Here is a 20,107-nt window from a genome sequence, read left to right as displayed (position 1 = left end):
CAGATGTCCGCCGGCGCGGGCGCGGGGCCGCAGAAGGTTCCTTGCAGGGCCTCCATCACACACCTGCCTCGTCGGCATGGGAGCGAACGGACGCGCCCTTGCAGGCGGCGGTTTTGGACAGTTCGCAACGATCGCCGATGAGAATCAGACTGGTGCTGCCGGGCATCTCGGGGCGCTGACCAGCTTCTTCTGGCTTCCTCATATACCCTCCCTAGGCAGCGACTGTGTCAACGGGGCGTGACTCAGAAAACAAGCTTGGAGGCTGGAAGTTCCACCCGGCCTGAGCCGGTGGTTGCAAGAAGCCGGAATGCTTGTGACGCTGATGCTGCTTTGCACCACCGCCTTGCGGCATCGTCAGCGCTGGTGGGATGATGCACCTTGCCCTGTCGATCGGGCAATGGTGTGGCAGATCGATTTGCAGACGGGAGCACACAAGCCTCATGCGACCGGTCTTCGCAATCGACCGCGCTCGCCATCCAGCCGGGAACGGGCCAGCTCTGGGCCGTGGTGAACGAGCGGGACGAGATCGGGACCAACCTTGTCCCGGCTCGCACCGAGACAGCAACATATTCGCCCACTCGTCGAAGAGCTGCACGATCGGCTCACAGCCCAGCGTGCCCTATGGCCGCCGTGTCGTCGCGACAGTCGATGCGTCCACGCCGTGTTGCAATTCGCGATACATGTCGGCTGTTCGCGCGCACATCGCCGATGGCCCAATCGATTGAACACCGAGACAATCAACTATCAGTTCACGAATTTCGATCCGCAGTACGCACCTGCAGATTGTCGCCGAGCCAACGAGCACTACTATCAATATGGCATTCAGGTGTTGCTGCTCGTCTGGCGGTCAGCGCGTTTCCGCTTCGGCGCAACCGAGGCGGCCACAAATTGAACAAATGCAAACAAAGGAAATCGCCATGTTCGATACCCGCGAGAAAATCGCACTTTTCATCGACGGCGCCAATCTCTTTGCTGCATCCAAGGGCTTGGGCTTCGATATCGATTATCGCAAATTGCTCGAAGCTTTTCGCAAACGCGGTTACGTGTTGCGTGCCTATTATTACACGGCGATGATCGAAGATCTGGAATTCTCCTCGATCCGGCCCTTGATTGATTGGCTTGACTATAATGGCTACACGGTCGTCACCAAGCCGGCAAAGGAATTCACCGACTCCCAAGGTCGACGCAAGATCAAGGGGAGCATGGACATCGAACTTGCCATCGATGCGATCGAACAGGCCCAAACTGCCGACCACCTGGTGATCTTTTCGGGGGACGGGGACTTCACGACGCTAGTCGAAGCCTTGCAACGAAAAGGTCGTAAGGTGTCTGTCGTCTCGACCATGTCCACGCAGCCGCCGATGATCTCTGATGACTTGCGTCGGCAGGCCGATCACTTCATCGATCTGAGCACTTTGCGCATTGAGCTTGCCCGCCACCCGCATGCGGCCGCACCGCTATCCGATGAAGCCGGCGTCACCACCCGCGCTTAGGCGCCGGAATATCACGAGTTCGCCGTGAATTTTCGCGACTCGCAATCGCCATTCTTCCGCCTACAATGCTTGCCGCGCTGCCGGAATTACCCGGGTGCCTCGCCGAGTTCCGCATTCCTTCCCCGAGAAAGGAGACCGGCTAATGACCTCTCAGTTTCATGCAATCGATCCTAGGGTTCTGACGCCGAGCGATATTGAATTGTTGCAGAGCCTGTTCGACGAGGAGATCAAAGCCAGAAGAATGACCTATGATTGCCCCCAGGCGGCCGATTTGGCAGCCAGGCTGGTAGAGCTTTATCAAAGGGGGACCGGCTAAAAGCGGCAGCCTAGGAACGTGGCATAGTTCGTTGCGCCAAGCGGCGGATAACTTCGTGCTGATTGTCGGTTGCTCATCAGAGGTCAGTTTGAACAGCACGGGGTGGTCTGGCGTTGAGCAACTGGGACACGGCCGTTAGCAGTTGCGCTGACGTAAATGGCTTTTCGAGCATGATGCTGCCCGGAACTCCATTTGACGCCCATTCAAGAGCAGCGTGCCCGCTGATGTAGACGATCGGCATGTCCGGATCGATCTCGCGAGCAACACGCGCGACTTGCCAGCCGTCAGGAGGTTGGCAAAAGCGTATGTCAGTAACTATGCCATCGACGACTGAGGTCCCAGCCCTCAATATCTCGATGGCTTTGAATCCACTCGATACCGCTGTGACGAGAAATCCGGCGTCGGTGAGCACACTTTCGAAATCCAAGAGCAACATCGCTTCGTCGTCGGCGAGTAGTATCGTAACCGCTTCCATTATCCCCCCTTGCGCAGCTGAATGATATCGAACGCCGAACGGTATCCTGCGGTTCCTCGTTCTTTTGAATTAGGCGCGCTAGGACTTTAGTCTGAGCCTCGTAGGCGCAAAGGTCCTAAGCAGGTAGCAGACGGAAACCATCGACGTAAATTGGAGTTGCCCCCCGAGCGGCCCCCTCGTCAGCCGCTCGTGTGAGTGAGTTCCTCAGCGCTGCTACCTCGCGTCGTCGCGCTGAGGGTTCGCTCGCCTTACGACAATCCCTTGCGAGGTGATGTCGAAAAGGAGTTGGTGATGGGCGACAGAGACGATTTTGCGCTGCCGGAGCAGAGAGCATCCACCGGCCTGCCCCTGAGCATCATGCTTCTATCGATGTTGATGATTGGCCTTTATCTGATCGTCGGGCACGCGCTCGTGGAGAACGAGAGTAGCCGAAGTAGCGCGGTTTACGCACCTACTACGCCTCTGATGGCGCGATAGACCAGGGGGGACACCCGTTCTCCGACGAGAAAGCGATATTCTCAGGTGCTTTGAACTGCGTTAATATTGGAGTACGCAGCCATGGACATGAGGGTCCATGAGCCACTGAAAAAACATGTTATCGCCGAGCAAGACAGGCGCGAGTTCTTAAAAGCTCGCGGCCGCTCTGCGTCGGTCACCTCGCCGAGGAACTCGAGCCGCACCGCCATCGGTTCGAGTACCGCGGCAATCAGGCTTGCCGTGCCTTCACGTGGCGATGTCATGGTCACCTCAGCTTAAATTGTGGTTGATCCCTCAGACAACGGATGCAAGAGAGCCGCAACCGTCGTCTGTAGTGGATCAGCTCTGGACGAAGCCTAAAAGATCGGCGTTCAGCACGTCGGCATTGACCGTGAGCATGCCGTGCGAGAAGCCGGGATACGTCTTGAGCGTGCTGCTCTTCAGAAGCTTGGCAGACTTCAGCGCAGAGTCTGCGATAGGGACGATCTGGTCGTCTTCACCGTGCAGAACGAGCGTCGGAACCGTGATCGCCTTCAGGTCTTCGGTCTGGTCGGTTTCCGAGAAGGCCTTGATGCCGTCATGATGCGCCTTTACGCCACCCATCATGCCCTGACGCCACCAGTTCTGGATCACGCCTTCCTGAACCTGGGCGCCTTCGCGGTTGAAGCCGTAAAATGGACCGGCAGGAACGTCGCGGAAGAACTGTGCGCGGTTAGCGGCAAGCGCAGAGCGGAAACCGTCAAAGACTTCCATTGGCAGGCCTTCCGGGTTGGCTTCGGTTTTGAGCATCAGCGGCGGGACTGCGGAAACGAGAACGGCCTTGGCTACGCGGCCGGCCCTCTGGCCGTACTTAGCAACGTAACGAGCGACTTCGCCGCCGCCCGTTGAGTGACCAATATGAACCGCGTTCTTCAGGTCGAGATGTTCGGCGACAGCAAAAGCGTCGGCGGCGTAGTGGTCCATATCATGACCATCAGCGACCTGGGCGGAACGGCCGTGACCACGACGGTCGTGAGCGACGACGCGATAGCCTTTGGAAAGGAAGAACAGCATCTGGGCATCCCAGTCGTCGGATGACAGCGGCCAGCCGTGGTGGAAGACGATGGGCTGTGCGTCCTTGCGCCCCCAGTCCTTGTAGAAGATTTCGACGCCGTCGTTGGTGATTACAGTGCTCATTGCTTGTTTCCTTTTGAATTGGCTTCGGGGGATGCAGCGTTGGCTACAATGGAAGGGAGGCGGGCATTTCGAAAGCGGGGCTACGGAAACTACGGAAAGCGGCATCATCGTTGCTTGTATCGCAGACCCTGTGTTCTTCTAACGGATCCATGTTGTCTTGAAGCGCGCCGATCAACAATTGCAGTAACGATTTCGAATCAATTGCCGTTTCTGCAATTATCAGACAGTCGTACTGGTCCGCCTCCCTGTTTCGTTACGCAGCGCCAAGACGATTGATGGTCAGGAAGTGGCGGACGACGGGCCTGTCGGGACCTGTATGGTAGGCAAGAACCTTGCCCTGTAGATCGGCGTCGGCATTCGACACCCGCCTGTGCTGGCGAAGATGTTCAGCCCAGGATTCCACCATGAACCACTCGACGATCTTCTCCGGCTCGGCCGAGTCCTCGGTGACACCCCATCCGTAGGCACCATCGCGGCGACGTTCCTTGGAAAGATGGTCGATGGCATGCAGGAAAGCACTGCGGTGCTGCTTCTCGACCTTGTACTCGATCAGGATGAGAACTGGGCCACGATCATATGCGACGGGTTCGGCGACAAGAGGCTCGGGCCAGTGGTTCGACGGCACCATGTCGATATCGCCGGCCGGAAGCTTCACGCGGTGCATAATGAACCCGGCGATCAGAAGGCCGATGGCTCCGATGATCAAGGTGGACTGGATGCCGACAGCCTCGCCGACCGCACCCCAGCCGAGGCTTCCGGCCGTCATCGCGCCGTTGAAGACGGTGAGATAGACGGCAAGACCGCGGCCGCGCACCCAGTTCGGCAGCACAGACTGCGCAGTGCCATTGAGTGTTGTCAGTGCGGTGATCCATGCACCACCGAGAAAGAGGAGGACGATGATGGCGACCCACTTCGGTGGAGCGAGAGCAAGGACTCCCATGACGGCTGCGGTAATCAGCGCGGCGCCGAGAAGCAGGCCGTCAGAGCTCAGGCGTCCGCGCAGTTTCGGCATCACCAGAGCACCACCGATCGCGCCCGCACCGACGGCACCGAGCAGGATACCGTAAAAGCTGGCATCGCCACCGAGCAGTTGGCGGGCAACGAGCGGGAGGAGCGCCCAGACAGCGCTGGCGAAGGCGAAGAAGATCGCGGCGCGCAAGAGGACGAGGTGCAGTGGCGTGCTCGAGCGAGTGTAGCGAAGTCCGGCCCGAAACGCACCGAAGAAGTTCTCTTGGAGCGCGTCGTTCGCATTCTTGGCCCTCGGCCACCAGACGAGAGCTGCGATGACCACGATGTAGCTCGCAACGTCCGCGCCATAGGTGATCCCGGCTCCGAAGGCTGCGAGAAGCAGGCCGCCCGCAGCGGGCCCGATCGAGCGGGCGATGTTGATGCCGAGCGAGTTCAGCGCCACCGCGCTCTTCACGTCCTCGCGCTTCACCAATTCCGGCACAATCGCCTGCCATGTCGGCCCCATCAACGCGGCGCCAATCCCGCCGAGGAACGTCAGTCCGATCAAGGCGCTCACCGACAGCATGCCTGTCTGGGAGAGAACCATCAACGAGATGCTCACGGATGCCAGCAGGAGTTGGATCGCGATCAGGAATTTGCGGCGATCGAGGATGTCGGTGAGAACGCCTGCAGGGATGGCGAGCAGGAAGATCGGGAGGGTGCCCGCCGCCTGAACCATGGCCACGGCGGCCGGCGATGCGGACAGGTCTGTCATGAGCCAAGAGCTGGCGACATCGCGCATAAAGCTTCCGGTATTGCCGAGGACGGTCGCGGTCCACAGAACTGCGAAGACTGGCTGGGCAAGGGGCGCAAAGGTTCCCCCGAATGATTTTGCGGCGCTCACTTGCCTGCTCCCTTGGTGAGGTCGAATGCTGCAACAAAGACGAATGCGCCTGCGAGGCCGAGGTGCTCGAAGAAGGCGTTGGTCGCCATCATGCGATCCATTCCCGGTGCCATCTCCCAGAAGCGCAAAGCGATGAAGGTCGCGAGAAGCGTGAAGCCAGCCAGCGCCAGAGCACCTGCCCAGCGCAGAAAGCCCGAGATCACCATGGCGGAGGCCGTCAGTTCGAAGACGATGACAGCGACTGCGAAAAAAGCGGCTGGGTGGAGACCGAAGTGGTCCATTTCGGCCAGGGTACCATTAAAGTCGAAGATCTTGGTGAGCGGGCCTTGGACGTAGGCTGCGCAAAGAGCCGACAGTGACACCGTCCGAGTAACCGGAGAGCCGATGACGCGTGCCAGATTGCTCCGGATTGGACTTGACGTGTGAGATTGGTAGGTCATTTCAGCTCCTGCATGTTCGCCGTCGAGCGGCTGCTTTTGATGGAGCGATATTGGCTGGGAGCCGCCATGCCAACAATTGCAGCAATTGTTTCGATTTAATTGCAAAATCAGCAATTATGGAGTGACGCTCGGGTGTCGGTGGGCCACCCGAGCTACAAGCTGATCAGACTGCCCAGCAGGAGCACCCGAGAGCCCCGAAGAAGCCCTTGAGGTCCGCGATCGGAAGCTTCGAGGTCCAGGCCCCAGCATGGTCGTGGCCGTGCACGCCGCAATCACTTGCACATCCGCATGTGGAGATCGCGGTGCGGCGGAGTGAGCGGGCACCCGCTTTTTGCGGTTCGCCCCAGGCCGCGTAACCGCCGAACTTGCGCACCGGAGACCAGTCGGGCATCGCCGGCGGGATGTCGTTCTCGTCGAGTGTCTTGAAGTCGCCCGCGCCATAGACGATCTTGCCGCCGACCATGGTCAGCTCCGAGACGATGAAGGAGATCTCGTCCTCGGCGCAGAAGAAGAAGTCCTTGTCCGGCACCACGAGGTCGGCGAACTGCCCTTTTTCGATGCGGCCCTTCTTGCCTTCCTCGTTGGAGAACCAGGTGACCTTTTCGGTCCACATTCGCAGCGCCGTCTCGCGGTCGAGGCAGTTTGCCCGAGGGTAGAGCTGCATGCCGCCGACCGTCTTGCCAGTTACCATCCACGACAGCGAGACCCACGGATTGTAGGAGGCGACGCGGGTTGCATCAGTGCCGGCCGAGACGTTTACTCCCTTGTCGAGCATGCGGCGCATCGGAGGTGTCGCTTCCGCAACACCATGACCGTACCGCTCAACGAAATATTCGCCCTGATAGGCCATGCGATGCTGGGTAGCGACGCCGCCGCCAAGTGCTGCTATACGGTCGATTGAGCGGTCCGAGATGGTTTCGGCATGGTCGAAGAACCAGTTCAGTCCTTCGAGCGGGATATCGTTGTTGACCTTCTCGAACACGTCGAGCGCGCGGGAGATCGTCTCGTCATAGGTGGCATGCAGGCGCCATGGCCAGCGGTTTTCAGCCAGAACGCGGACGACCTCTTCCAGTTCACCTTCCATTTCCGGAGCCATCTCTGGACGGGGTTGGCGGAAGTCCTCGAAGTCGGCGGCGGAGAAGACCAGCATCTCGCCCGCACCGTTGTGGCGGAAGTAATCGTTGCCCTGCTTGTATTTGACCGACTGCGTCCACTTCAGGAAGTCCTGCTTCTCTTCCTTGGGCTTCTGGGTGAACAGGTTGTAGGCCAGCCGAACAGTCATCTGGTTATCGTCAGACAGTTTCTGAATGACCTCGTAGTCGTCCGGATAGTTCTGGAAGCCGCCACCCGCGTCGATCACGCCCGTCACGCCAAGGCGGTTCAGTTCGCGCATGAAATGGCGGGTCGAGTTGACTTGGTAGTCCAAGGGAAGCTTGGGGCCTTTGGCCAGCGTCGAGTACAGAATGCCTGCATTCGGCTTGGCCAGCAGCAAGCCGGTCGGGTTGCCGTTGGCATCTCGGGTGATCTCGCCGCCGGGCGGGTTCGGCGTGTCACGGGTGTAGCCGACCGCGCGGAGAGCTGCCCCATTGAGCAGCGCACGGTCATAAAGGTGCAGAAGGAAGACCGGCGTGTCGGGCGCGACGGCATTGATCTCCTCGATGGTCGGGAGGCGCTTTTCCGCGAATTGATGTTCGGTGAAGCCGCCGACGACACGGACCCATTGCGGCGCGGGCGTGATAGCCACTTGGCGCTTTAGCATGTCCATCGCATCTGCAAGCGAGCGCACGCCGTCCCAGCGCAGTTCCATGTTGTAGTTTAGGCCGCCGCGGACGACGTGGGTATGATTGTCGATCAGACCGGGTAGAACACGCTTGCCCTTGAGGTCGACGATTTTCGTGCTGGAACCAGCCAGCGCCATGATCTCGCTGTCGGATCCGACTTCCAGGAACAGCCCATCCTTGATGGCGATTGCCGTCGCATTCGGATTGGTCCGGTCAAGGGTCGTCACGCGGCCATTGTGGAGGATCAGGTCGGGATGCATGATGTCTACTCCGGTCTGGTCGGGATTAGCGGCTTTCGCCGGCGAGAATAGGTTCGAAAGCGCCAAGCTCGACGCGCCTCCGAGAAAGGATCGACGCGTCGTCATCAGCTCCACTCCTCTACTTTCGACTTTGCCTGACGGGCGATGTCGATGCGGTCACTGCCCTTTGGCAGGTGACCGAACACGTGTGGCTTGATCTGATAGATCCAGGAACTGGCGGCCGGCTCCTTGGTCCAGAGCGACTTCGCGAGCGGGATGACCTGTTCGCCGACAAGAATTCCGAGGAGACCGACCAGAGCAACAACGGGCGGCGCGGGTGATCGGACGTTGAGCAGGCTGTAGACGATGCCGACAAGCAGACCTGCGCCAAGCGATAGGAAGTAAACTTTCACGGGATGATCTCCTGTTGCGAAAAAGCCGCTCCGACGAGGTGATCGGAGCGGCCTGATCAGACCCTTACTTTGCGGGGTTCGGGCCGATGCGCTTGCCGTGCTTGACGCGTTCTTCCGCGCCGTGGACCATCGTGTAGGCGTAGTCGATGCCCATGCCGTATGCGCCGGAGTGTTCCTTCACGAGCGTGGTGACCGCATCGTAGGTCTCCTTGCGAGCCCAGTCGCGCTGCCATTCGAGCAGAACCTGCTGCCAGGTGACCGGGATCACGCCTGCCTGCACCATGCGGTCCATTGCGTATTTGTGCGCGTCAGACGACGTGCCACCGGAGGCGTCTGCGACCATGTAGATCTCGTATTCGGGGACATCGTGAAGGGCAGAGAGGGCGAAGGTGGTGTTGCAGACCTCAGTCCATAGACCGGAGACGACGATCTTCTTTCGACCGTTGGCGGCGTTCTTCGCCAGCGCGTCGCGGACGTTCTGATCGTCCCAGGAGTTCATCGAAGTGCGCTCGAGGATGTCGTTCTCCGGGAAGACGGCAAGCAGCTCCGGAAACGTGTTGCCCGAAAAGGACTGCGTCTCGACCGTGGTGATCGTGGTCGGGATGTTGAAGATCCTGGCAGCCTTGGCGAGGCCGACCACATTGTTCTTCAGCGTCTGGCGATCGATCGACTGGACACCGAACGCCATCTGCGGCTGCTGGTCGATGAAGATGAGCTGGCTGTTTGCCGGGGTAAGGACTTCGAGCTTGGACATGGTCAATTCCTCTTCGGTTGGTTGAACCGCTTCCGCGGTGTCAGAAATGGGCAGCAGCGGTTGATCGGACGCCGCGGTACGACGCTCGCTCTGCAATCCTTCGAGTGTCTCTGGCTCTCTGTGGACCGTTCACGCGTTGTCTTGGCTGCTGAATAGAAATCTATCGCGATGGCCGTAAGCGCGGAATTGCAATATTAATTGCGAATGAATTGCGGATGTTGCAATAATCCCCACCGGGTCACCTTCCCCGTTTCTGTCACGGGAAGCGCCCGCCGCTCACCCGATGCAACGGATTTTCGCGCGACGTTGGGGGAAGGTCTTGTCAGATAGTCAGATGCGTAGAACAAAAGACAGGCAAATCTGGCGTGGGCCAAGCAGGTCCATGCGTCACGCGGTTCGCCGCCAGAGACCGGGCGTCGTGCCAACGACATTCGTGAACACGCGAGTAAAGTGGCTCTGATCCGAGAAGCCGCAGGAAATCGCCACTTCGGAGAGAGAGGCGTCCGTCTCAAGCAACAGCGTCCGTGCCCGGTTAATCCTCTCGCGTAGCAGCCATTGATAAGGTGTCATGCCCGTCGTTTCGCGGAATGCGTGGATGAAGTAACCGCGGGAAAGCCTGCAAGCCTCCGCGAGCTCCGCGATCGACACGCTGCCGTGCAGATTGTCCAGGATGAGCGACTTGGCGACATTCTCCTGCGCGCGGGACAGTTTTCGCGATCTCAATCCGCTTGAGACGACACGCTCGCCATATTGTTGCACGACATGGGTTCCGATGGCTGCCGTCAGTTGATCGACAAACAGCCTGCTGGCCTTCTCCGGATGTTCGAGCGCAGGAATCAGAGCGCGCACCAGATTGGCGAGAACGGGATCCGGATGGGCGGTGATAGTGTTCAGCGCCGATACTGTCGGGATATCGGCTTCCTCGGCGATCAGGGCAAGAGAGTCGGGAGAAATCTCGAGGAGAAGAAAATCGAAGGGAGCAGCGAGATCGGCCTTATAGTCCTCTCCCAGACTGCGGATGTAGATAGAGTCGTGGTCGAAGACATGCGTTGTCGCGTGGTGCTCATGAAAAATGCGGCGGGTATGGCCTGGAAGCGTCGAGACGCCAACCGCAAATCCGCGGTCGCTGGCGGGGGTGGAGACCTGCTGCAGGAAGGCGTCCCGTGACCCCTTGCGCAAGACGGTCAGGCCCGCGCCGCGAATTGTTTGGTTCCTGTAGAGCTTGTCGAACGGGCAGCCGAAGCTGTCGGTCGATTCGTTGGCGGGATTTTCCAAGGGAGTGGTGGATTTCCTCAGCAAACACGCTACCTTCCAGTTCGACTAAACCGTTTCTTTCCCCACCACCTCCCGGAAAGATCGAGGTACTTCACTATCCTAATATGACCGGGCGCGCCACAACGGTGGATTGAACGGAAAACGGCTAAACCAGCGGCCGGAACCTCCTTCCGACTTTCAGGCCCTTTTCAAACGAGTTCATTGTGAGTCAAACATCGGCGGTCGCCGACAAGATGCGCGAATGGTTCCAGGCAGGCAGTGCTCGCACTCTCGTGACGCGACCTCTTCGCGACACCGAGATGACGATGGCCCACGTCGCTCGCGACTACGCGGAGCATGATCCTGCTGTCGTAATCCCGGCCCACGACGCGTTTCTCATCGTGCTCTACCTGACCGATGTCGAGCATTCCGACATCTGGCAGGATCGACCGCCATCTCCGCTCAGGATCTATCCCGAAGGATCCATCTGTCTCGTCAACCTGGCGAATGGCGCTGCGATCGCCGTGCGCGGACAGTTCGAAGCACTCGTGATCCATCTCCCACGTAAGCATCTGGCCGAGCTTGCGGAGCAGACAGGTGAACCCCCTGTCGACGATCTGGCTGTCTGTCGCGGCATCGACGATCCGACGGTGCGGGACATCGGCGCGGCACTACTTCCCTTGATTGGCGAGTATGAGGTGGACCAGTCGCTCGTCGCACATATCGCACTCGCCCTGAACGCCCACATCGCCCATTGCTATGGCCGTTCGCGCAGGACGCACTGAACGCGCCGCAAACACAGTGGTTCGCGGCGCTCCGCGGCTTTGTCGGGAGATTGCTGCTCATGCCGCCAGCGGCACAAGGTTGGCCTGGATCTCATCCCGGTAGTCCTCGTATCGGCTCGGGAGCTTGAGAGCCTCCCCGAGATGCGCGGTATCCTCGTCCCGGTTGAACCCGGGCTCGTTCGTGGCGACCTCGAACAGCACTCCGCCAGGGGTGCGGAAGTAGATGGCCCAAAAGTAATCGCGATTGATGACGGGCGTGACCTGATATCCCGTCTCCATCAGGGCCTTGCGCACCGCAAGCTGCTTCTCTCGATTGTCGACGGCAAACGCGATGTGGTGCACCGAACCTGCGCCCTGGCGCGCAAAAGGCGTCTTCGGCAATGCTGCGAGATCTATGGTATCCGCCCCGTTGCCATTGGGGATGATGAAGCGGGTCACATCGCCTTTCATTTCGGCGCGCTGATAGCCCATGAAGCCAAGCAGCTCCTCGGTCGCAGCAGTGTCATGAAGGCTGAATCGAGCACCGGCAAAACCGCGGATGGCCGCATCGTCGGGAATTCCATCGGCAAGCCAAGGAGCCCGTTTGTCGTCGGAGGATTCGATGAGGGCAAGAGCATCGCCGTCCGGACCCATGAAGCGAAGCCGGTTCGCGCCGAAGACGGTGTCCAGTTCCAGACCGTCCACGCCTTGAGCGGTGAAGCGATCCTGCCAGAACTTCAGCGAGCCCTTCGGCACCGAGAACTGGATTTCGCCGACCTCGCCCACGCCGGGGCGGCTTAGCATCATGTTCGGGAACGGGAAGTAGGTCATCACTGTCCCGGCCGACCCGGTCTCATCACCGTAGTACAGGTGATAGACGCTCGGGTCATCGAAGTTGACCGTCTGCTTGACGCGCCGCAGACCAAGCGTGTCAGTAAAGAAGCGGTTGTTCTGCCGCGCGTCCGATGCCATCGAAGTCACGTGATGCAGTCCCTTGATGTCCTTGATCATATCGGTGCCTTTGAATTAGCGTTGATGCTTAGGTGTTGATATGAATTTAGACCCGTTGATCGCTGCCAGGAATTGCAATATTCCTTACGATTGAATTGCAGTTTTTGAAACAATACCATGAACGACTACAAAGCCCTCAGAACCTTCCTCCTCGCCGCCGAGAAGCGTAACTTCGCCCAGGTTGCCCGCGAGCTCGATATGACACCGGCGGCAGTCACGCGCGCCATCGCAGCGCTCGAGGCGGAGCTTGGCGTGCAACTGTTCGTCCGGACGACGAGGCAGGTATCTCTGACGACGGACGGCGCGATCTTTGCCGCGCAGCTCCAGCCCGCTGTCAAAACGATCGAAAACGCACGGCGTGAAGTAATGAACGCCCACAAAGCCGATGAGGGGCGGCTCCGGATCAGCGCGCCGACGTGGTTCGGTAAGGCGGTGCTGCCGCCGATCCTTTCAGCGTTCAAGGAACGGTATCCTAAGATGAGTTTCGAGATCTCGCTTTCGGATGGAATGGTGAATATCGTCGATGACGACTACGATCTGGCGATCCGCATCTCGTCGCAGCCGTCGGACAAATTCACCATCTGGCGTAAGATCAGGGTTGTGCCGCGCATCCTGGTTGCCGCTCCCGGGAGCAGGTTCGTCGACATGCGGCACCCGAACGAACTGACCCCGGACGACTGCCTCGCCTACAGTGGCGATAGCCGACGTGAGAACTGGTTGCTGTCGGACGGCGGATCGAGCATAACGATTTCGGCTGGCCGGGCATTCAGCGCCAACAATGGTGAAGTGCTCGCCGATATGGCCGCGAATGGCGCGGGTGTCGCCATGCTGCCAGGATTTCACATTTTCGAGCATCTTCGTACAGGGCGACTCGTACCCGTCTTCAGGGGCTGGGCACCGCCGGATTTGTGGTTAACCCTTTACTATCCACCCTACCAGGCCCTTCCGCCGCGGATCGCTTCCTTCTCCAAGTTCTTTGAGGAGCAGGCTCCGGCGCACATGGTCATGCTGGATTGAAGCGGGATCTAGGTGGTCGCATCAACTCGTTTTCTTTGCCTTGATCCGTTCGGGGACGATCGCCGGCGCGCCACCTCCGTTAACGAACTGCTGGACAGCTGCGCTTCCAGCGACCAGTTTTGTCGACCGCTTCAATCGTTCCCCACATCTGGTACTGCGATAGTGTCCACCTAGCACTTGGTGGACGCTACCCACTCGAGGGTAGTGCCGGTAGGCTGCCATCACGCCACGCTTACGACCTTCGCGTGAAAAAAATGATGTTGTTACGGTCAGCGCCACGCCCGAAACGACTTCGCTGGTTCCTCTTCCAGTCGATACATTATGCGATCTTTTCAGCCCAGAAGCGTGACAATCCTCGCAACAATTCCTGCACACGCCTCGGGAAGAACTGAAGAACGGCTGCCTTCGACCCAAGGAGATCTCGCCGCTAGCATCTGCAATAAGGCAGACATGTCACGTGACCAAATTTCCCGCGGCCATCTCCATTCGCCCCCCGCTTTTGACTTCCCTGCATACCTCTGTGAGGCTTGCGGGCTCACGTGTATGAGCAACCGGACACGCGCATGGAATCGACCATGGCCGTGTCAGCCTATTAGAGGGTGCCGGAAAGTGAGCAAACCGAATTATCGCGACATCGCCCGCCATGCGGGCGTGGGGACCGCAACGGTCGAGCGGGTCCTGAACGGGCGCGGAGGTGTTCGCCCGGAACTGGTCGAGAAGGTGGTCGTTGCCGCGCGCACACTGAACTACCCGCGCACGCTTCCCGAGGTTCATCGAGGATTGCTGCGCATCGAAGTGCTGCTGGTTCGCCCCGAGACGACCTTCTATCGGCGGCTTTCCAAGGCGTTCGAAAGAATTGCGGACACGCTCGATCCTCTGGTGGTCGTACACCGCCGCTTCGCCGAAGAGATGAAGCCGGAAGAGATCGCAAGGCGGATCCTGTCCGCGGACCTCACGCGCGCCGGTCTGATCCTTGCCGTACCCAGCAGTCCGGTAATCAGCGCGGCCGTGGAGGCGGTTGTCGAGAGGGGCCTGCCGGTCGTCCATGTCGTGACCCGAGCCTCCGTGGACAAGGGGGAGTTCGTCGGCATCGACAATTACGCGGCCGGGCGGACTGCGGCTCACTTCATTGCCCGCATGGCGCGGGCAGAGGGGCCGGCCGTTGCGCTATGCCATCCCATCTATCAGGTACACCGCGATCGCATCCGTGGGTTCTCCGACTACTTTCGCGATAACCCCGGCCACATTGCCTTCGAATGGCTCGGCTTCACCCGCGACGAAGAACACTACAGCGCCGAAACCCTGTCCACTGCACTTGAAATCTATCCGAATCTGGTCGGCCTCTATAATGCCGGCGGCGCGAACTCCGCCCTGATCGATGTGCTTCGCCGTCATCGGCGCGGCCGGGATGTACTGTTCGTCGGGCACGAACTGACCGAATACACGCGCGCCGCCCTGCGCGAGGGCATTATGGATGTCGTGTTGGATCAAGCGCCCGAGGTCCAGGCCCAACGTGCGCTCGATCTGATCCTGCGTCGCATCGGCTTGACGGCGATCGAACCGGATTACGCCCCCATTCGCTTCATCACCATCACCCCTGAAGGCCTTTGATCTAATTAGATCAAAGAAGGTTTCGGAGCTCGGAAACCCTCCTGCTAACTTCTTGGCAAGAAGGGGAGCCGGAATTGCAAGCAGCGCATGGATCAAGGCGCGACTTCATCTCTCCTTCCACCGCCAAAATTCGAACGGGCGCGGGACCTTCAATCCACCGCCCGAAGGAGAGCTCTATGGACGATCTCAACTATGGAACGCGCAACAAGCGCGGTGACTGGGCGCCGAACCAACCGGTCGAAACCGCCCCCCTGTTCGTCTTTCCGCCGCAGCTCATGGCAGTCCTGAAGTGGCTGCCGCACTACTTCTTTCCCTGGAATATAATCTTCGCTGCATCGGCAGTGGCCTACTGGGCCTGGGTGATCCCGCCGGTGGAAAGGATCCAGACACTCGGCATCGACTGGATCGCCTGGCTTTACGTCGTGAACGCTGTCTCCGTGTTTCTATTCTACGGCGCTTTCGAGTTGCATCTCTATGTCTTGAAGCGGCAGGAAAACCGCTTCAAGTACAACGGCAGGTTCCCGGCCGATCAGAAAAGCAAGGCATTCTTGTTCGAAAACCAGAACCTCGACAACATCCTGCGTACATTCCTCTCGGGCGTGACCATCTGGACCGCAGTCGAGGTCGCCATGCTGTGGGCCTATGCCAACGGTTATGCGCCCTGGCTCGACTTTACGGAAAATCCCTGGACGCTCGCTTTAGTCGCGCTGGTGGTGCCGATCGTGCACGAGTTCCATTTCTTCTGCATTCACCGGCTCATCCACACTCCTTTGCTCTACAAGTGGGTGCATTCGGTCCACCACAATTCAGTCAACCCTTCGCCCTGGTCCTCGCTATCGATGCATCCGGTCGAGCATCTGCTCTATTTCGGAACGGCCTTCTACCACCTGATCCTGCCCTCCAATCCGGTGCTGATGCTCTATCAACTCCATTATGCGGGCTTCGGAGCCATTCCCGGCCATGTCGGCTTCGACAAGGTGGAGATCGGCGAGGACAAGCTGGTCGATAGCCACGCCTATACTCACTACCTGCACCACAAGTATTTTGAGGTGAACTACGGCGATGCCCTGATCCCGCTCGATAAGTGGTTCGGCACCTGGCACGACGGCTCCGCGGAGGGCGAGGCACGGATGCAGGAACGCTACCGCAGGCGGAAGGAAAAACTCGCGGCCCGCAAGGCGCGCGTCGGAATCAGGGAGGCTGCCGAATGACCTGGGTTTCAGCCTGCAAGCTTGACGATATCGAACAGGAAGGGGCCATCCGCTTCGACCATGGCGGGCGCACCTACGCGATCTATCGCGGGCCGGACGACCGCGTTTACTGCACGGCAGGGCTCTGCACGCACGAGGCGATCCATCTCGCGGACGGCTTGGTCATGGATTTCGAGGTGGAATGTCCCAAGCATTCCGGCGCCTTCGACTATCGCACGGGCGAGGCCATCCGGCTTCCCGCCTGCGAGAACCTGAGAACCTATCCGGCGGAAGTGATCGACGGAGAGGTTCGCGTCGCGCTCGCTTAGCTGCGCGTCATCGGCTGGGCCGCACCGGCCTCCGGGGATTGAACTGGGTGGTCCGGCGCCCGATGGGAGGATGAGATGAAAACGAGTTTTGCGGCGGCTGCCCTGACCGCCCTGATCGCGGGTACGGCATCGGCCGAGACGATCGGCGTGTCGATGCAGAGCTTCGACAACAACTTTCAGACGCTGCTGCGCGAGGGGCTCGATGCAAGAGCTTCCAAGGTGAGCGGGGTCAATCTTCAGATCGAGGATGCTCAGACAGACATTTCCAAACAGCGCAGCCAGGTGGACAACTTCATCGCCTCGGGGGTGGACGCAATCATCATGACCTTGGCGGATACGTCAGCCGCCGCGGGCATAAGCAAGGCTGCGAGCAAAGCAGGGATTCCGCTCGTCTACCTCAATCTCGAGCCGGAAAATCTCGATCAGCTGCCTGAGAAGCAGGTCTATGTCGGTTCGAAGGAGACCGACTCGGGAAGGCTCGGTGCCGAAGCCGCCTGTGAACTGTTGAAGAAAAATGGCAAGGCGAGCGATGCGCAGGCCTACATATTAATGGGCGACCTGGCTCACCAAGCGTCGCGCGATCGCACGTCATCGGTCAAGGAGACGCTGGCAGCAGGCGATTGTAAGGGCGTGACTATCGCCGACGAGCAGTCCGCCGCCTGGACGCGCACGAATGCGATGGATCTGACCACGAACTGGGTCACCGCCGGTCGCCCGATCGACGTGATCTTCGCCAACAATGACGAGATGGCGATCGGCGCGATTCAAGCGCTCAAGGCCGCGGGGTGTCGATGGACAATGTGATCGTCGTCGGCATCGATGCGACTCAGGATGCGCTTGCGGCAATGGCGGCGGGGGATCTGGACGTGACGGTGTTCCAGAATGCCAAGGGACAGTCGGCAAGTGCGGTGGATGCTGCCGTCGCGCTCGCTCAGGGGAAGGGCGTCGACAGGGAGGTCTGGGTGCCCTTCGAACTGGTCACGCCCCAGAACATGGACCGGTACAGCCAGAAGAACTGATCCCCCTGACCGGCGCACCTGCCCTGTATGCGCCGGTTCATCTTCACGTGGAGAATGCGATGGACGGTATCTTCATCATCGGTGCCGGGGAATGCGGCACCCGAGCAGCATTCGCGCTGCGCGAAGCAGGCTATTCCGGATCCATCACGCTGATCGGAGCCGAGCCCCATCTGCCCTATGAACGGCCGCCGCTGTCGAAACCCATGAGTGGTGCGGTGCAGATGAAATTGATATGCGCGAAGGAAGCGCTAGAGGCGGCCGGCATCGACTATCTTCAGGGTGTGTCGGCCTCGAAGCTGGATGCCGACGCCGGAACCCTGACCTTAAGCGACGGGCGGGTGTCGAGGTTCGAGAAGCTGCTCTTCGCCACGGGCGCACGTCCGAGACGGCTCGCATGCCCAGGCGCGGAACTCGCGCACGACTTCCGAACCCATGCCGACGCCGAGGCGATTTTCGCCAATGTTGCGCCAGGGCGTAGCGTTGCGATCATCGGCGGCGGTCTCATCGGAATGGAGCTTGCCTCGGTACTGCGCGGAAAAGAGGTCGCGGTTAGCGTGATCGAAGCCGCGCCGAAACCTCTGGGCCGCGTCGTCCCTCCGCGCTTTGCCGAAAAGCTGCATGCTAGGCATGCGGCCGAAGGCGTGCGGTTCTACCTGGGTCGGGGGGTCGTGGCAATCAGCGACGATGGGGTTGCTCTGACCGATGGAAGTATGGTGCCCGCCGATCTTATTGTCAGTGCCATCGGCGTTTTGCCTGAAACCGCCCTGGCGGAGGCGGCCGGGTTGGCCACGAAGAACGGAATCCTAACCGACGCTTGTCTCCGCACCAGCGCACCAAATGTTTTCGCCGCAGGCGATTGTGCGGCGGTGGCGCAACCAGATGGCGGACACACTCGGTTTGAAAGCTGGCGGAACGCGAGGACGCAGGCCGAGACCGCGGCCCGGAACATGGCCGGTGCCACCGAGACTTTTGCCGCCATCCCGTGGTTCTGGTCCGATCAGTACGACCTTGGGCTCCAGGTCGCAGGGCTCCCGCAGCCTGCGCACCAGAGCGTCGTTCGTTCAGCCGCGGCGGGCGAGCTTGAGTTCTACCTGGACGATGGGCGCCTTGTGGCTGCGGCGGGCCTTGGGATCGGCAATGGCTTGGCCAAGGACATCAAACTGGCCGAGATGTTGATTGCCTCTGGAACGAAGCCGGGCCTCGCAGCATTGGCTGACCCAGGCTTGAACCTCAAGGCGCTGTTGAAGAGCGCACGGGCGGCATGATGCAGAAGCTGCTGATTTTCCAGTCGCTCTGGGCCATGGAACGCCGGCACACCGACGGACACGAGCGCAGTCTCGATGAAAACATCGCAGCGATTTCGGGGGCTGGGTTCGATGGGATCAGCGCTCATTATACCAATCGACGCGATGTCGTGCGCCTCAACGAGGCCATCCGCGGCAGCGGCCTGAAGATCGAAGGCGTCTGCTTCCCCCGCTCCGTCGACGATCTGCGCCTGCCGCTGGAGCTTGCCGCGGAGTTCCCGACAAGCCACATCAATCTCCAGCCCGACATCCGCCTCCGCCGGATCGAGGACTGCCTGCCGCTGCTCGACGGGTGGATGCGGCTGGCCGAAGATGCGGGCTTTCCGGTGTTCATCGAAACGCATCGAGACCGGATGACTACGGACCTGTTCTTCACGTTGGATCTGCTGGACCACAGGCCCGATCTGCCGCTTCTGGCCGATCTTTCGCATTTCCTGGTCGGCCGCGAGTTTGCCTTCCCGGTTGATGCGGAAAATCACGCAATGATCCGGCGCATCCTCCGGAATGCTCAGGCTTTCCATGGTCGCGTCGCCTCGCGCGAACAGGTGCAGATCGAGATCTCCTTTGCGCATCACCGTCCCTGGGTCGATCTCTTTTTGGAGTGGTGGAGCTACGGTTTTCGGAACTGGCGGTCCCGCGCGGCCGATGACGCCGAGCTCGTCTTCACCTGCGAACTCGGTCCTAAGCCATATGCGATCACCGGGAGGGATGGAAACGACACGACCGACCGTTGGGCGGAGGCGCTGCTGCTCCGGCAGATGGCGCGCGACCTATGGGCCGTCACTGCCGAGCCGGAGCAGGCCGGCGGCGGTCGCGATTGGGTCGACCATTCCCTTTGAGGGCATCGGCAACGTCAATGTCATCCCCACGCGGATGGGGCAGCCCGTTATCATCGGCGTGTTCGGTGCGGGACAGGAGATTCGACGCGGCCGTTCCAGCTTGTGGCGGTCGGACACGGAATGGGATTCGACGGCGTCAAGGTGCGGAGCCGAGGACGCGATGAAGGGCGAAATCCAGTTGGCGCTTCGTTACTCACACGATGAGCCTTGAGGACATCAACTCGGCCGCACGGTGGGAATTGGAGATTTTGGAATGTCCCGACGCTATTCGCAGCTGAATCTGACTGATCGACGCCGCCTCTTCCACTTTGTCGAACGCAAAGTGCCGATCAAAGAAATGGCGCGCGAACTTG

The 20,107-nt window shown here is 60.0% G+C and carries 19 protein-coding genes and 2 pseudogenes; 11 read left to right on the top strand and 10 right to left on the bottom strand.

Annotation, left to right across the window (positions count from 1 at the left end; all coding sequences use genetic code 11):
- Positions 1-55: 55 nt before the first annotated feature.
- Positions 56-202 carry a hypothetical protein gene (locus ACTJKL_RS23755; RefSeq protein WP_164823052.1) on the bottom strand — a complete coding sequence of 49 codons (147 nt, stop codon included), beginning with the start codon at positions 200-202 and terminating at the stop codon, positions 56-58.
- 186 nt (positions 203-388) lie between these two features.
- On the opposite strand from ACTJKL_RS23755, the pseudogene ACTJKL_RS23750 reads away from it, so the two are divergent.
- The 3 genes and pseudogenes from ACTJKL_RS23750 to ACTJKL_RS23740 all read left to right on the top strand — a co-directional run.
- Positions 389-546, top strand: a pseudogene (locus ACTJKL_RS23750) (sorbosone dehydrogenase family protein); the annotation flags it as partial.
- 371 nt (positions 547-917) lie between these two features.
- A complete protein-coding gene (locus tag ACTJKL_RS23745; RefSeq protein WP_411934283.1) occupies positions 918-1,493 on the top strand; it encodes a LabA-like NYN domain-containing protein in 576 nt (191 codons plus the stop codon).
- 142 nt (positions 1,494-1,635) lie between these two features.
- Positions 1,636-1,809, top strand: a complete 174-nt coding sequence (locus ACTJKL_RS23740) for a hypothetical protein (RefSeq protein WP_440853963.1) — start codon at positions 1,636-1,638, stop codon at positions 1,807-1,809.
- A gap of 76 nt (positions 1,810-1,885) precedes the next feature.
- On the opposite strand, the gene ACTJKL_RS23735 is transcribed toward ACTJKL_RS23740, so the two are convergent.
- The 8 genes from ACTJKL_RS23735 to ACTJKL_RS23700 all read right to left on the bottom strand — a co-directional run bounded on the left by ACTJKL_RS23735 (position 1,886) and on the right by ACTJKL_RS23700 (position 10,691).
- The gene (locus ACTJKL_RS23735) at positions 1,886-2,284 is read right to left on the bottom strand and encodes a response regulator (protein ID WP_411934285.1); all 399 of its coding nucleotides are present in this window, start codon (positions 2,282-2,284) and stop codon (positions 1,886-1,888) included.
- Positions 2,285-3,100: 816 nt separating this feature from the next.
- Entirely contained in the window at positions 3,101-3,937 is an 837-nt protein-coding gene (locus ACTJKL_RS23730) for an alpha/beta fold hydrolase (RefSeq protein WP_440853962.1), read from the bottom strand.
- Positions 3,938-4,190: 253 nt separating this feature from the next.
- A complete protein-coding gene (locus ACTJKL_RS23725) occupies positions 4,191-5,789 on the bottom strand; it encodes an MFS transporter (protein WP_440853961.1) in 1,599 nt (532 codons plus the stop codon).
- On the bottom strand, positions 5,786-6,229 hold the full coding sequence (locus ACTJKL_RS23720; RefSeq protein ID WP_411934289.1) for a DoxX family protein: 444 nt from the start codon (positions 6,227-6,229) through the stop codon (positions 5,786-5,788). Before ACTJKL_RS23720 ends, ACTJKL_RS23725 begins: the two co-directional genes overlap by 4 nt.
- 163 nt (positions 6,230-6,392) lie before the next feature.
- Complete coding sequence (locus ACTJKL_RS23715) at positions 6,393-8,375, bottom strand: amidohydrolase (RefSeq protein WP_440853960.1); 1,983 nt, start codon at positions 8,373-8,375, stop codon at positions 6,393-6,395.
- Positions 8,375-8,662, bottom strand: a complete 288-nt coding sequence (locus tag ACTJKL_RS23710) for a XapX domain-containing protein (protein ID WP_411934291.1) — start codon at positions 8,660-8,662, stop codon at positions 8,375-8,377. The genes ACTJKL_RS23715 and ACTJKL_RS23710 overlap by 1 nt, the downstream gene beginning before the upstream one ends.
- Positions 8,663-8,726: 64 nt before the next feature.
- Positions 8,727-9,416, bottom strand: coding sequence for a hydrolase (locus ACTJKL_RS23705; protein ID WP_411934292.1), 690 nt, complete (start codon positions 9,414-9,416; stop codon positions 8,727-8,729).
- A gap of 387 nt (positions 9,417-9,803) precedes the next feature.
- Complete coding sequence (locus ACTJKL_RS23700; RefSeq protein ID WP_440853959.1) at positions 9,804-10,691, bottom strand: helix-turn-helix domain-containing protein; 888 nt, start codon at positions 10,689-10,691, stop codon at positions 9,804-9,806.
- A 203-nt stretch (positions 10,692-10,894) separates the two neighbouring features.
- On the opposite strand from ACTJKL_RS23700, the gene ACTJKL_RS23695 reads away from it, so the two are divergent.
- The gene (locus tag ACTJKL_RS23695; RefSeq protein ID WP_411934294.1) at positions 10,895-11,455 is read left to right on the top strand and encodes a hypothetical protein; all 561 of its coding nucleotides are present in this window, start codon (positions 10,895-10,897) and stop codon (positions 11,453-11,455) included.
- Positions 11,456-11,512: 57 nt separating this feature from the next.
- Here the strand turns inward: ACTJKL_RS23695 and ACTJKL_RS23690 are convergent, their stop codons facing one another.
- Positions 11,513-12,445, bottom strand: a complete 933-nt coding sequence (locus ACTJKL_RS23690) for a VOC family protein (RefSeq protein ID WP_411934295.1) — start codon at positions 12,443-12,445, stop codon at positions 11,513-11,515.
- A gap of 117 nt (positions 12,446-12,562) precedes the next feature.
- On the opposite strand from ACTJKL_RS23690, the gene ACTJKL_RS23685 reads away from it, so the two are divergent.
- The 7 genes and pseudogenes from ACTJKL_RS23685 (at position 12,563) to ACTJKL_RS23655 (ending at position 19,754) form a co-directional block, all read left to right on the top strand.
- On the top strand, positions 12,563-13,462 hold the full coding sequence (locus ACTJKL_RS23685; RefSeq protein ID WP_411934296.1) for a LysR family transcriptional regulator: 900 nt from the start codon (positions 12,563-12,565) through the stop codon (positions 13,460-13,462).
- Positions 13,463-14,071: 609 nt separating this feature from the next.
- On the top strand, positions 14,072-15,073 hold the full coding sequence (locus ACTJKL_RS23680; protein WP_411934297.1) for a LacI family DNA-binding transcriptional regulator: 1,002 nt from the start codon (positions 14,072-14,074) through the stop codon (positions 15,071-15,073).
- Between the two features lie 176 nt (positions 15,074-15,249).
- Entirely contained in the window at positions 15,250-16,284 is a 1,035-nt protein-coding gene (locus tag ACTJKL_RS23675) for a sterol desaturase family protein (protein ID WP_411934298.1), read from the top strand.
- Positions 16,281-16,592, top strand: coding sequence for a Rieske (2Fe-2S) protein (locus ACTJKL_RS23670; protein WP_440853958.1), 312 nt, complete (start codon positions 16,281-16,283; stop codon positions 16,590-16,592). Before ACTJKL_RS23675 ends, ACTJKL_RS23670 begins: the two co-directional genes overlap by 4 nt.
- 75 nt (positions 16,593-16,667) lie before the next feature.
- Positions 16,668-17,611 (top strand): annotated as a pseudogene (locus tag ACTJKL_RS23665) (substrate-binding domain-containing protein).
- 59 nt (positions 17,612-17,670) lie between these two features.
- On the top strand, positions 17,671-18,876 hold the full coding sequence (locus ACTJKL_RS23660; RefSeq protein WP_440853957.1) for an NAD(P)/FAD-dependent oxidoreductase: 1,206 nt from the start codon (positions 17,671-17,673) through the stop codon (positions 18,874-18,876).
- On the top strand, positions 18,873-19,754 hold the full coding sequence (locus tag ACTJKL_RS23655; protein ID WP_440853956.1) for a sugar phosphate isomerase/epimerase family protein: 882 nt from the start codon (positions 18,873-18,875) through the stop codon (positions 19,752-19,754). Before ACTJKL_RS23660 ends, ACTJKL_RS23655 begins: the two co-directional genes overlap by 4 nt.
- The last annotated feature ends 353 nt before the right edge of the window (positions 19,755-20,107 follow it).

The organism is Sinorhizobium sp. 22678, assembly GCF_052044265.1.
Classification (GTDB): domain Bacteria; phylum Pseudomonadota; class Alphaproteobacteria; order Rhizobiales; family Rhizobiaceae; genus Sinorhizobium; species Sinorhizobium meliloti_A.
Note: the sequence above shows the minus strand (reverse complement) of the source record. Positions and strands in the feature narration are given on the sequence as shown.